The sequence below is a fragment of the Pyrobaculum sp. genome, assembly GCF_049971835.1.
In the GTDB taxonomy this organism is placed as follows: domain Archaea; phylum Thermoproteota; class Thermoprotei; order Thermoproteales; family Thermoproteaceae; genus Pyrobaculum.
In genome coordinates this window covers 1-11,492 of record NZ_JBMFKV010000056.1, presented here as the reverse complement: position 1 = coordinate 11,492, position 11,492 = coordinate 1, and the positions used below count along the sequence as shown (strand labels likewise).

The following is an 11,492-nucleotide window of genomic DNA, read 5'->3' as shown; positions in this document are numbered from 1 at the left end:
CTGTTGCTGGTAGGCGAACGGCAGCCCAGTCTGCTTGACAAGATCCTTAACCTCATGCCACACCTTGAAGAAGTTTGCCCTCTTTCCCCCATACGTCTGGACTAGGTGCTCCACTACGGCCTTCTTTGCCTTTCTATACGCCTTTTCAAGCTCAAGAAAGTCGAGGAACTGGTTGCCATCCAGCAGAAGCGGGACGGCGACGGATCTCGCAACCACCATCTCTAAATTAACGCCGGCTAAAAACCTTACCTCGCCCTAAAAGGCGAGGTTTGCCGCCGCATTTAACAACTGCATCGACGCCCTCCCACTCCTTGACCTCCAGCTCCACGGCCCAGACGCCGCGATCGTCGCCGTATATGACGAAATTCCCGCGGCCCACCGCGACGTATTTCGGCTCCCCTTCTCTAATTCTCACGGCTACCACCTCAGCTCTCATGTCGTAGTAAGTCTTGACGGCTGGCGGCGTAGCGGCCGGACCGTTGCTATACGTAACCCCAGGTGTATTTGAAAACCACACCAAACCGCTGAATGTGGAAATTTAAGTTTGTACTGCACGTAGTAGGGGGGCCATTTTTACCTCGGTCTCCCGGCACTCGGCGTCTGGCCGCGAGTCTGCGACTATGCCTGCCCCGGCCCATGCATACACAGCGTCTCCCTCGCCGTAGAGAGATCTGATGACTACGGCGAAGTCGGCGCCTCCCGGCCACACGGCGCCTATAGACCCGGTGAAGGGGCCTCTGGGTTCCCTCTCCAGCTTGTTTATGTACTCGATGGCCCTCGGCTTGGGGACTCCGGTGACTGTGGTCGTCGGGTTCAGCGCCTGGACCGCCTTGAGGGGGGTGGCGGACTTGTCCAAGCGGCACTCTATGTAAGACACCAGGTGCTGGACGTAGTTGTACTTCTCCACGACGGCGACTCTGTCCGCCGCCACTGTCCCCCACCGGCATACCCTACCCATGTCGTTTCTGACAGAGTCCACGAGCATTAGGTGCTCGGCCCTCTCCTTGACGCTCTCCACCAGCTCCCTCTCCAGCTCCGCGTCCTCCGCGGCGTCGCGCCCCCTGGGCCTGGTCCCGCCGATTGGCCCGCTCACCGCCCAGCCTCCCATCGACGTCACAAGAGTCTCGGGGGAAACCCCGGCGACCCAGAAGTCGCCGAACTGAATGAAGAAGTAGTACTTCCCCTCCATGTGGCGGGCCAGCCGCTTCAGCACGGCGTCGGGGGACGCGGCGTCGGCGAACCTCCGGTGCCTCGCCAGAACGAGCTGGAAGAGCTCCCCCCTCTCCAGGGCGGCTTTCGCCTCGGCGAAGGCGCGTCGGTACTCCTCGCAGTCCACTCCGTCCTCCTCCTTCAGCGCCACGTCGCCGCTGTGTAGTGTAGGCGTCGTGGGGCGCCCCACTATGAAGACGGCGGCTGGCCACCCCTCGCGCCGCCTAGCCTCGACGCCGTCGAAGTGGGACACGGCGTGGAAGGCGAACAGCCCAACCGCCGGTGATCTGGCCTTCTCCACCCGGCTGATGTCTGTCTCGACCTCTCCCTCGATGTACAGCTCGAGAAGCGGCGTCTTAATGTACGCCCTGCCCCTCATAATTCAGCGCGCCGGCCAAGCCCGCCTCTAGGCGCTCCGCCGCCTTCTCCAGCGATATGGCGCCGGTTAGATACGCCTCGACCACTGGGTGCGCCGCCTCCACGTAACTCATCCACTGGGGGCCGCGGAGGGGGTATGCGGACTCGACGAGGTGTCTGTTGTGGCGGTAGGGCCCCCAGTCCACGTCTAGATAGGGCGGGGGGTAGGCATAGGAGTCGGGGAAGTCCGCCTCCACGCCGACGGCGGTTAGCCCCCAGAAGCCGGCGACGGCCCTCCCCAGCACCGGGTTCGGCCTGGCCTTGACGTCGGGGGCCCACCCCAGCCAGAAGTAAGCCGCCTTGTACACGCCGGAGCGTATGCCCTCGGCCAGCTGGGCAGGCGACTCCGGGAGGCCGCATTTGTACAATCGTTTTGCATATTGGAGGGCCTTAGCGGCGCCGCCCAGCTCGAGGTAGAGGGGGAGCAATAGGTCTGTGACGAGGGGCTCTCCTCTCTTGGCCAGCAAGCCAGCTCGTCCACACGGCGCCTCTGAGACGTAGTTCGCCGTGCCGTCTGTGTAGAACACCTGGACGTTCCCCAGCACAGGCCACAGCCTGCCCGCCAGCCCCGCCAGCGCGGGCGGCGTCTGGTGCCGGGGCCTTGGGGCTCTCCCGTGGATGTACCACACGTCTTCGATGTAGTACACGCCGGGGGTCCCCTCTCTGTACCGCCTGTAGAGAGACAGGTAGTCCATCTGCACAAGTCTGCAACCCAGTTGCTCCGCGATTGGGCGGAGGAAAAGGCTGTGGTATCCCTCCCTCCCGTAGAGCGTACACACGGGGGCAGATTCATACTACAGATAAATTTCTCCCCCTACACACGCCTGTGATGATTGAGCTGGATAGAGAGCTCGACGAGCTTGACAGTCTCGTGGCGGAGTTTGTAAACTGTCTGGGGGTCAGGTACGTCATAGTGTCGGGGTACGTGGCTATTCTCTTAGGGCGTGCCCGGTCGACTGACGATGTTGATGTAATAGTGGAGGCACGATCCGGATCGGAGGTTGCGGCGCGTGTGGAGAGGTGCGGTTTTAAGCCGCTTTCGATCCCGGCGTATATAGACGCAGAGTTTAGAGAGGCTTCGGTGAGGTTTTATAAGCCTCCGCGGCTTTTGCCGAATTTCGAAGTTAAGCCGCCGCGTAGCTTCTACCAGCGGTACGCCCTGGAGAATAGAGTGGAGGCGCGGGTTGGCGGGGCTGTGTTTTACATATCGCCTCTGGAGCTTCAAATTGCCTACAAGCTCTGGCTGGGATCTGACAAAGATATCGAGGACGCGGTTTATATCTACAGATTTGGGAAGGCGAAGGGTTTATTAAGTGAGGAGTCGCTTGAGGCGTGGGCGAGGCGTATGGGGGTGTCGCTGAGGAGCTTGAGAGAGAGCGGAGGCGGAACCTACAGCACAATCTGAAGGTTGTGGCGTACTTCGCTGAGCTCGCCGCGAGAAACGACCCTGATTACTGGCGCTCCTATGTGGACTTCATAAACAGCTTCTATAGATATGTCTGGAGGAGGCTTGAGGATCCCCTCTTCCGCGAGACGTATCTCCAGATACTGGAGATGAGGCGCCGCAGGCCTAGGAGGGAGCCGCCGGGCGCCTAGCTTATAAAAACTGGGCGGGGTTTGGGGGTGTGAAGATTTTGAGGATTTTGGAGGACGCCGAGTTGAGGATAAGGCGTGTTGAGTCTGCCGGCGACGTGGATGTGTTGCGGTGGAATCTCTACGCCGCCGTACAGTACGTGCTTGACGCGCTGGCGGTTCTCTTCTCTGAGCTGGGCTGGAGGAAGCCGCCGTCGTACACCCGCCTTGTCTTAGAGGCTGAGGAGAGGGGCGTGTTGCCGCCCGGCTTCGCCCCCTTTGTTAAGATGCGGAACGCATTGGCTCATGCCTATAGGGAGGTAGAGGCCCGTGAGCTGTCGGAGATGAGGAGGAGGGCGCTGGAGGAGCTCCCCGCGTCCTCGCCTCCGTCAGGTCGTTTATAAAGGATCGGGGGATCGATCCCGTGGTGGAGTGGGGATCCGCGGCCGAGGTGTTTAGGAGGTTTGGGGTTAAGTTCGCCTACCTCTTCGGCTCCCGGGCTAGGGGGCTGGGGCGGGAGGACAGCGACTGGGACGTCGCTGTCTACTTCGGCAGAGAGGTCACGGTCGTCGACGAGGCGGAGCTCGCGGCGGAGCTGTCGAGGGTTCTGGGGGTTGAGGTTGACGTGGTTGCGCTGGACGCGGCGGGGCTGGACTTGATCTACACAGTGCTTAGAGACGGCGTGGTTATCTACTCGGCAGACGAAGCTCTCCGGAGGCGGTGGGAGATCGAGTCGTATCTAGAGTATCTAGACTACGCCGCGAGCTACCTTGACTGATTACGCTTAAGCCTCGCTTTAGGGAGGCGTTTGCCATTCACACAGATTTTTGGCGACACGGTCACTGTGTCATATGGCGTATGCCGCGGTGAAGCACTCAGCGCAGGACAGCGCGCCGCAGTAAAGAGGAGATCCGCTAAGAACTTATGTGGTTTTAACGTATCGCATGTAGGTGAGGTTAAAATTTGAAATTCGCTCCCTTCAGCATCTAGAGGCGCTTCTGGACGGTGCAGTGCTTTGCTGTGGATATGAGTTGCTGGGCTACTCCGAGGTCGTCTTTGATGACTACCCCCAGCGCAATGTCGAGGGCTAGGGGGTAGCACCTCTCGACGACTTTAAGCGCCTCCTCTAGGTTCAGCGCTATTACCTCTACACCGGGCGGCGTCTTTAGCCCGGCTAGCCTCCGGTGGGGAGGCTCGGAGAAGCGTCCAACCACTAGGACATCTATGTCGCTGTCCTCTCCGTAGTCTCCTCTGGCGTACGAGCCCACGAGGAGTACTGTGCCCTCTACCGACGCGGCCACCCGCTCAGCCGCCTCCCACGCCCGCCTCTTCAACTCCTCTCTCCACTTAAAGACCTCCATACTCCCTTCACGAATTTGATGACCTCCTCGGCGGCTTTGATAGCCGCGTCTGCGTCTCTGCGGGAGAAGTACTCAAATGGCGACCCCTCGCTCCAGGCATCCACGTACCTCGTTGGTATGTAGAACTTGTCGAGGAGCCTGCACAGCTCCACGACGTCTTCACTCACCGGCACCAGGCGGCTGACCCCGGCGATTAGGTGGGTTAGGGAATGCCCCCTGGCGGGCATCCCTACGCCGTACAGCAGGGCCTTGAGTGCGAACTCGGCGGCTTGATGCGCCTTAAAACAAGCCCAGTTGAAGTCGCCCCGCTCGGCATCGCCCACGGCAGAGGACAAGGTCCTCTCCGCCATGGCTATCCATCTGGTAAACTCCCCGGCATCCACAAACTGCAGAGGCCAGAATAATATATAGTTGACCCATTTAACCGGCGCTACGCATTACCAACGCTGTTGGAGGCGGTCCAGCATGTGGCGCCGTGTCGTCCACAGGACAGGTTTTTAATCTCGTGGACATCCCTGGTTATGGATCCCGATCTGGCTAAGGTGCTGGGGGGACTGGGGGCATTCGTCGCGGCGGCGGGGTTCTTCGCCGGGTGGCCCGCGGTGATCGTAGGCGCGGTGCTGTTATACATCGGGCTCTCCGAGCTACGGGCGGGCGGGGCGGATCTATCTAAGTGGCTTGTATATGCGATCTTAGCCGCCGTCGCATTTGGGATTGCCCACATGGCGCTGGGCTTCTCGCTTGAGCGCTTCTACCGCCTCTGGTCTCTCCCCGCGGCTGGCTTCGCCCTGGCTGTGGGCGCCGCGGCGTGGGTAGCCGGGTGGGTTCTGCAAGTGGCTTCGGCCTACCGCCTCCGCCCGGTGCTCAAGGCGCTTGAGGGCTCAACCGGCGAGAGGCTGTTCTCAGTGGCCAATACCCTGTACTGGTGGGGCTCCTTCCTCGCCGTGATCGCCGTGGGGCTCATCCTGATCTTCGTGGCTTATCTGCTAGTGGGCGCGGGGTTGCTCGTGGCGAAGTTCCAGCCTAGATGACAGAGCTGAAGTTGCCGCCCAGCGTCAGGAGGGTTGTGGAGATATGCCGCTCTTTGGGGTTTAGAGTATTTCTAATTGGGGCCCGGGCTCTGGAGTTCTACGGCGTGGTGCGGCACACGGCCGACTGGGACTTGGCTATAGATCAGCCGTTTACTGTAGAGGTGAGGGATAGGCTCACCGAAGCGTTGAGGGAGGCTGGCTACGCTGTGCAGTGGAGGAAGTGGGGGCTATACGTCGACGCGGCGGGCGTCCACGTAGACATAAACTACGCGCCCCTTATCCTAGACAGCGAGTTTATATCTAGGTGTAGAGAGGCAGAAGGCGTCTTTATCCCATCTCCGGAGGATCTAGTTATCCTGAAGCTTGCAAGCGGCGAGCGTAAAGACGTAGAAGACTTGAAGAAACTCCTCAGGCTACCCCTCGACTTGACTTACCTCAGGAGGAGGGCTTTCCAGGCAGGTCTGGATAGGGAGCTGTGGAAGATTTGGCGGAGGGTGCATGGTACTCGCCTTTAGAGAAGGGGGGTGTCTGCTCTTCGGAGCTGTGAAGCTGTCGGCCGAGGCTATATATGTCTTGGAGGGCTGTGCCCTGGCTGGCTGGTCTGCCCTCGCCGCCCATTTAGGTACGGCGCTTCCCCTTCCATTTCACCCCCCGTATCTCCAGTTCGTATGCCCGTCGCTCGATACCGTGGTGGAGAGGGTTGCGAAAACCTCGCTACGTGTCTGGAGGGGGCGGGGCCGCGTCTCCCTCGGAACTAGGCTGGGCAAAGAGGCCGAGGTAGTTGAGGGATTAGTCACTGGCGTGCGATTCCGCTGTGGGCTGTATGTACAGACATGCGACGAGGCGCTTAGACACATCGCTGAGCACGGCCCCGGCTCGAAGTATCTAAAGCTGTTGCCGAGATACGTAGAGGAGGACTTGTGCCGACGTGAACAAGGGCGTTCTGTATAGGTAACGACACATGGCGTGTCAAGCCTTAGACGGCCGTCGGGGCGCATCCGCCGGCATCCCCCTAGCCAGCGTCCATGATGGCCGACATGAGCGGGAGGTTCCTCTGCATCGTGCGACCCCGTATAGTAAGCTCCCCGTCTAGCCTGTGCAACCCCCTGGTGTGTGCGCTCTGTCTCGAATGTCGCGAACTTGTGGTGGCGGTTGGAGTAAACTTTTTAAAGGGGGGCCCGGCGGCCGCTCCGTGGCGTTGGAGCATCTCCTCCAGATAGTCTTCCTCGTTGTGCTAGTGGTGCCGCCTCTTGTTTCGAAGAAGGTGGAGCATAATATTGAGCTGTTTTTTCTCGCCGTGGGTGCCGCCGGCGTGTCTCTGGCTGGTTTGTGGAGCTGGGACCTTCTGAAAGAGGCGCTTCTCCACCCGGTGGCCGTCTACCAGCCGGGCTTGGGGTATTTGCCAATTGGCATTACTCAAGTCGTCCTCGCCGCGGGGCTTGTCTTCTACGCCTTCCGCAACAGGCTCGCCGCCTGGGCAGAGGCCTTAGCTAAGCCGGCTGTTATTGCGCTACTCATATTGATCCTCGGGATGTCTAGTAGCGTCATCTCTGCCATCGTTGCGTCGGCGGTGCTGGCCGAGCTACTGGGCTTCGCCAACGCTCCGCATGCATACAAGGCCAGGGCGGCTGTCTACGGCGCCTTCGCAATCGGCGCGGGGGCCGCGTTGTTGCCGCTAGGCGAGCCGCTGTCCACCATCGCCGTGGCTAAGCTGAGGCAGGGCTTCTTCTACCTAGTGGAGGTCCTCCTAGACGTAGTGGCTGTGGTGGTGGCGTTTTTCGCGCTGTACGCATATCTAACCCTCAAGAGGGTGGGGGCGGGCGGGATCGAGATTAAGCCCTACGAGCCTGAGCTGAGAGAGGTGCTCCTCAGAGCCGCGAGGGTTTTCATCTTCATATTCGCCCTCACCCTACTGGGGGAGTTCTTTAAGCCAATGGCCGAGGCCGTGGCGGGGCTCGGCAGAGAGGTGCTGTACGTATTCGGCACTCTGTCCGCCGTGGCGGACAACGCCACGCTGGTGGCCGCGCTGGTCAGCCCCGACATGGCTGTGGAGACGCTCCGCAGCTTCCTGATTTCGCTCGTGTTGGCGGGGGGCTTCACCGTGCCGGGAAACGTGCCCAACATAGTTCTGGCAAGCGTGTTGAAGATAGGCTTCAAGGAGTGGATAAAGCTGGCCCTCCCAATAGGCCTCGCCGTCTTCACCGCCGTTGGCATGTACGTCTTGTTTCTCGCGCCGCACCCACCATTTATACAACAGCCGCAACAGCCCGCTTAAGTTATTAAAATAGTGAGATATGTCAAGTTGTGGAGATTCCGCTTTTTCTTCTGGAAAAAGCGAGGAGACAAGGCCTTGATTTAGTAGACCTTATCTCAAAAGCGCTGTCTCTTGACCCAAATAGCCGCGCGGCGGCACATCTAGAGCTAGCAGAGAGGTTCCTTAACGAGGGGAGAGAGCTCGTTGAAAAAGATCCTGTGCAGGCAAGCGAAAAGCTGTACAAGGCGGCTGAGGAGGCTGTAAAGGCGCTGGCTACTGCGCTGGGGCTCGGGGAGGCAGAGAGAGCGGGTGAGTACGGCCGCTGGACCGCCCAGTTGCTTTTCCAAGCAGTCGACTCGGCGTCTAGGGTGGTGGGCGAAGAGGTGAGGCTTTGGTGGAGAGTTGCGTGGTTTCTACATGTGGAGGGGTTTCACGATGCGAGGCTTAGTAGCCAGCAGGTTAGCCGCGATCTGCCATACATAGAGAAACTTGTTAATCTAGCTAAGCAGGTGAAGAAGTAGAGCCTCAAGTTTTATATGGAGGCCTCTTCTTGCCGCTGAGGGAGGCCTCCTATACGCCTCTCTTAAGCTGAACTTAACAATATGTTACTTACTTCTATATATGGCAATACTTTAATTTTGTATACATCTGGTTCCTATGTCTCTAAGATTTGTAGTCACAGCCTCTACAATCGGCACGTTGATTGAATGGTATGATTTTTTTGCCTACGCCTCTATTTCCCCCTACATCGCGGCTAAATTTTTCCCGAAGGAGGACCCAGCCGCCGCCGTTATCCTCACCTGGCTGGTGTTCGCAACTGGGTTCGTCGTGAGGCCCCTCGGCGCCGCTGTTTTTGGACATCTCGGCGACCGCGTGGGGAGGAAAACCACGTTTCTCGCCACCCTCCTACTCATGGGCACCTCAACTTTCCTCATAGGCCTCCTCCCGACGTACGACCAGGTAGGGATAATGGCCCCCATCCTCCTGGCGGCTCTACGTATATTGCAGGGCGTTGCGCTTGGAGGCGAGTTCGGAGGCGCCGTGACCTACGTGCTGGAACACGCGCCGCAGGACAAGCGGGCTTTCTACGCCGGCTTCCTCTCGGCGACGCCGCCGCTCGGCCTCGGCCTCTCCTCCCTCACCCTCGTGGCCACAGCCTTTACTCTGCCCAAGGCCGACTTCGAGGCGTGGGGCTGGAGGGTGCCGTTCCTAGTCTCCATCGTGCTCACCCTCTTCGGCTTCTGGCTTAGGTTGAGGCTCGCCGAGACCCCCCTATTCGAGAAGATCAAGGCAGAGGGCAACATCTCCAGGATACCCATCGTGGAGGCGTTTGCCAAGCACCCGCTGTACATGTTGGTGGGCATAGCCGTGGCGGCTGGCCACGCGGTCATGGCCTACACCGCCACTGGCTACATATTCCCCTACTTAACCAACGCCCTTAAGTGGAACCCCGTGGATGCAAACATGGCAGTGGGCGCCGCCTCTATTGCCCAACTGCCTTTCTACATACTAAATGCCTACATGGCGGATAGGGTGGGGAGGAGGCGGATATACATGGCGGGGCTCGTCATGGGGCTCGCCGTGTTCTACCCAATCTACTACGCCCTGGCGGGTGTCAGAAGCGTGGCGCTGGCCTCCCTCTTGATATTTGTCCTTATCCTCACCACCGCCTTCACCTTCAGCGTACTGGGGACCGCCCTGGCTGAGCTCTTCCCGACGAGGGTGCGCTACACCGGCATGTCGCTGGCGTTTAACATCGGGATTGGCCTATTCGGCGGCTTCACCCCCTCCATCGTCCAGACCCTCGGCGTCGTGTTTAACAACCCGCTGGCCGGGGTCTTGCTGTATACCTACGCCGTAGTGGCGGTGGCGTTGGTAGTGGCGCTTAAGTGGCTACCTGAAACCGCCCAGCGCCAGCTCGCCTAGCGAAACCCGGGCAATAACTAAGAACAACTGTTTCATCTCTTCATCACGATTCAAGTAATATGATTATAAGTAAGCTGGTCGCCTTTTAATGATCGCAACGTCCTTATTCACGCTGATACAGACCTCTCAACAAGGGCCCGCGGCCAGCACCGCCACCTGGCACCTTAATAGAGATGTTCATCACGGAGAAGGCGATGGGCAGAGTGGGGCGCTCTTAATGCCGCCGCTTTGCTACGGCTCTTAATGTTTTTAACTGGTGGCACCACCAGTAACTGGTGGTTGTACCAGCTCTCTTCAAGCTAGAGCCAAAGGAGTCTCTTGACGAGCTTTACAATTTTGAAGAAGAGATTAAAATGCTGAGACTCGTATACGAGACGGGCCGCGTAGCCGCCGTGCTGGGGCTTAGGAGGACAGGTAAATCAAGCCTGGTGAAGAGCTTTCTCAACAGCTTCAACGTGCCGCATATCTATATAGACGTTAGAAGGGCGGCGGTTGCCGCCGGCCGCGTTACGGCCCGTGGCTTCGCCGCCGAGCTGGGCAGAGCCCTTACAGACCTCCTAAGACGCGAAGATTCGCTGAAAGGAAAATTAATCCGCGCCTTGGGCTCGATAAGTGGAGTCTCTGTCTCGCTACCAACTCTTTCTGTAAGTCTAAGCTGGGGGAGGGGGAGGGCAGACCTAGCCGCGTTGCTCGAAGCGGTGAACCGCGCCGCCGAGGAGGCCGGACGGCGCGTAGCTCTCGCAATAGACGAGGTGCAGGAGCTCAGGTGGCTGGGGGTAGGCGTGGCGAAGTTGCTTGCGTATATATACGACAACCTGCCCAACATTGTGGTAATCGTCACAGGTTCAGAGGTGGGCCTAGTCCACGACGTTCTGAGGCTCGGGGATCCCGAGTCCCCGCTGTATGGAAGAGCCGTGGTTGAGATTAAAATGAAGAGGCTCACCAGAGAACAGGCGCTGGATTTCCTCAGGAGGGGGTTCTCCGAGGCCGGGATGCGCCCGCCAGAACGGGAGTTGGAGGAGGCTGTGGATCTCCTCGATGGAATTATTGGCTGGCTTACCTACTACGGATGGGCGAGGTCATCGGGCATAGGCAGTCTAGAAGAGATTGCAGACACAGCCGCGCGGCAGGAGGCGGCCGAGCTGGAGAAACTCCTCGTAAAGTCTAGAGCAGAGGCCCGATACCGCGCCATACTAAAGGCCGCGGCTCTAAGGCCGATGAGGTGGGCGGAAATCAAGAGGGCGGTGGAGGCCCAGGAGGGGGCCGAGATCGACGACAAGAACTTCACAGAGCTAATCCGCCACCTCGTCAAAATGGGAATCCTCGAAAAGACGGGGGAGCACTACGCCATCGCAGACCCAATAGTACGGAGGGCCGTGGAGAAGTACCTTAGATAAAGCGTCTACGCCCTCCTAAGCCGCAGGGCGTTTAGCGTGACGGATATGCTACTAAGCGCCATGGCCAGCCCCGCCAGCTCCGGGCGGAGGTAGAGAGCGGGGTAGAAGACGCCGGCCGCCACTGGTATAAGCGCGGCGTTGTATACAAAAGCCCAGAAGAGGTTAAACCGGGCGTTCCTCACAATCTTGCGGGACAGCTCTAGAAACTCCACCACCTTGGCCAAGTCCCCCTTCCTCACCACCACGTCGCCAGCCTCCTTAGCCACCTCGGTGCCTGCCGCCACCGCGATACCCACATCAGCCGTGGCCAGTGCCGGCGCATCGT

At 59.4% G+C, this 11,492-nt stretch carries 17 protein-coding genes and 1 pseudogene; 11 read left to right on the top strand and 7 right to left on the bottom strand.

All coding sequences use genetic code 11. From position 1 onward, the window contains the following. From ACP5J3_RS06475 to ACP5J3_RS06460, 4 genes are all read right to left on the bottom strand, one after another. The coding region (locus ACP5J3_RS06475) for a hypothetical protein (protein ID WP_428494923.1) at positions 1-219 on the bottom strand (219 nt) is incomplete at its 3' end. Positions 220-226: 7 nt separating this feature from the next. Further along, positions 227-517, bottom strand: a complete 291-nt coding sequence (locus tag ACP5J3_RS06470) for a hypothetical protein (RefSeq protein ID WP_428494922.1) — start codon at positions 515-517, stop codon at positions 227-229. Between the two features lie 21 nt (positions 518-538). Next, entirely contained in the window at positions 539-1,588 is a 1,050-nt protein-coding gene (locus tag ACP5J3_RS06465) for an anthranilate synthase component I family protein (protein WP_428494921.1), read from the bottom strand. Beyond that, positions 1,566-2,405: a hypothetical protein gene (locus tag ACP5J3_RS06460; RefSeq protein WP_428494920.1), complete on the bottom strand. Its 840-nt coding sequence runs from the start codon at positions 2,403-2,405 to the stop codon at positions 1,566-1,568. The genes ACP5J3_RS06465 and ACP5J3_RS06460 overlap by 23 nt, the downstream gene beginning before the upstream one ends. Before the next feature lie 50 nt (positions 2,406-2,455). On the opposite strand from ACP5J3_RS06460, the gene ACP5J3_RS06455 reads away from it, so the two are divergent. Genes ACP5J3_RS06455 through mntA form a run of 4 tightly spaced genes read left to right on the top strand, consistent with a single transcriptional unit; the run spans position 2,456 to position 3,976 of the window. Continuing rightward, positions 2,456-3,031, top strand: coding sequence for a hypothetical protein (locus tag ACP5J3_RS06455; RefSeq protein WP_428494924.1), 576 nt, complete (start codon positions 2,456-2,458; stop codon positions 3,029-3,031). After that, positions 2,959-3,222 (top strand): hypothetical protein, encoded by a 264-nt coding sequence (locus tag ACP5J3_RS06450; RefSeq protein WP_428494919.1) that lies wholly within the window; start codon positions 2,959-2,961, stop codon positions 3,220-3,222. The genes ACP5J3_RS06455 and ACP5J3_RS06450 overlap by 73 nt, the downstream gene beginning before the upstream one ends. A 29-nt stretch (positions 3,223-3,251) precedes the next feature. After that, positions 3,252-3,602 carry a HepT-like ribonuclease domain-containing protein gene (locus ACP5J3_RS06445; RefSeq protein ID WP_428494918.1) on the top strand — a complete coding sequence of 117 codons (351 nt, stop codon included), beginning with the start codon at positions 3,252-3,254 and terminating at the stop codon, positions 3,600-3,602. Positions 3,603-3,622: 20 nt separating this feature from the next. Continuing rightward, positions 3,623-3,976 (top strand): type VII toxin-antitoxin system MntA family adenylyltransferase antitoxin, encoded by a 354-nt coding sequence (mntA, locus tag ACP5J3_RS06440; RefSeq protein WP_428494917.1) that lies wholly within the window; start codon positions 3,623-3,625, stop codon positions 3,974-3,976. A gap of 208 nt (positions 3,977-4,184) precedes the next feature. Here the strand turns inward: mntA and ACP5J3_RS06435 are convergent, their stop codons facing one another. Both ACP5J3_RS06435 and ACP5J3_RS06430 read right to left on the bottom strand, forming a co-directional pair. Then, entirely contained in the window at positions 4,185-4,559 is a 375-nt protein-coding gene (locus tag ACP5J3_RS06435) for a nucleotidyltransferase domain-containing protein (RefSeq protein ID WP_428494916.1), read from the bottom strand. Then, positions 4,529-4,942 carry a HEPN domain-containing protein gene (locus ACP5J3_RS06430; protein WP_428494915.1) on the bottom strand — a complete coding sequence of 138 codons (414 nt, stop codon included), beginning with the start codon at positions 4,940-4,942 and terminating at the stop codon, positions 4,529-4,531. Before ACP5J3_RS06430 ends, ACP5J3_RS06435 begins: the two co-directional genes overlap by 31 nt. A gap of 138 nt (positions 4,943-5,080) precedes the next feature. On the opposite strand from ACP5J3_RS06430, the gene ACP5J3_RS06425 reads away from it, so the two are divergent. From ACP5J3_RS06425 to ACP5J3_RS06395, 7 genes are all read left to right on the top strand, one after another. Then, a complete protein-coding gene (locus tag ACP5J3_RS06425) occupies positions 5,081-5,590 on the top strand; it encodes a DUF996 domain-containing protein (RefSeq protein ID WP_428494914.1) in 510 nt (169 codons plus the stop codon). After that, on the top strand, positions 5,587-6,105 hold the full coding sequence (locus ACP5J3_RS06420) for a DUF6036 family nucleotidyltransferase (protein WP_428494913.1): 519 nt from the start codon (positions 5,587-5,589) through the stop codon (positions 6,103-6,105). Before ACP5J3_RS06425 ends, ACP5J3_RS06420 begins: the two co-directional genes overlap by 4 nt. After that, a complete protein-coding gene (locus ACP5J3_RS06415) occupies positions 6,089-6,541 on the top strand; it encodes a hypothetical protein (RefSeq protein ID WP_428494912.1) in 453 nt (150 codons plus the stop codon). The genes ACP5J3_RS06420 and ACP5J3_RS06415 overlap by 17 nt, the downstream gene beginning before the upstream one ends. 241 nt (positions 6,542-6,782) lie before the next feature. After that, positions 6,783-7,865, top strand: coding sequence for a DUF1646 family protein (locus tag ACP5J3_RS06410; protein ID WP_428494911.1), 1,083 nt, complete (start codon positions 6,783-6,785; stop codon positions 7,863-7,865). A gap of 29 nt (positions 7,866-7,894) precedes the next feature. Further along, complete coding sequence (locus tag ACP5J3_RS06405) at positions 7,895-8,365, top strand: PaREP1 family protein (protein WP_428494910.1); 471 nt, start codon at positions 7,895-7,897, stop codon at positions 8,363-8,365. 136 nt (positions 8,366-8,501) lie between these two features. Further along, positions 8,502-9,770, top strand: a complete 1,269-nt coding sequence (locus ACP5J3_RS06400) for an MFS transporter (RefSeq protein ID WP_428494909.1) — start codon at positions 8,502-8,504, stop codon at positions 9,768-9,770. 275 nt (positions 9,771-10,045) lie between these two features. Further along, entirely contained in the window at positions 10,046-11,167 is a 1,122-nt protein-coding gene (locus ACP5J3_RS06395) for an AAA family ATPase (RefSeq protein ID WP_428494908.1), read from the top strand. A gap of 5 nt (positions 11,168-11,172) precedes the next feature. On the opposite strand, the pseudogene ACP5J3_RS06390 reads toward ACP5J3_RS06395, so the two are convergent. Continuing rightward, a pseudogene (locus ACP5J3_RS06390) lies at positions 11,173-11,492 on the bottom strand (heavy metal translocating P-type ATPase); the annotation flags it as partial.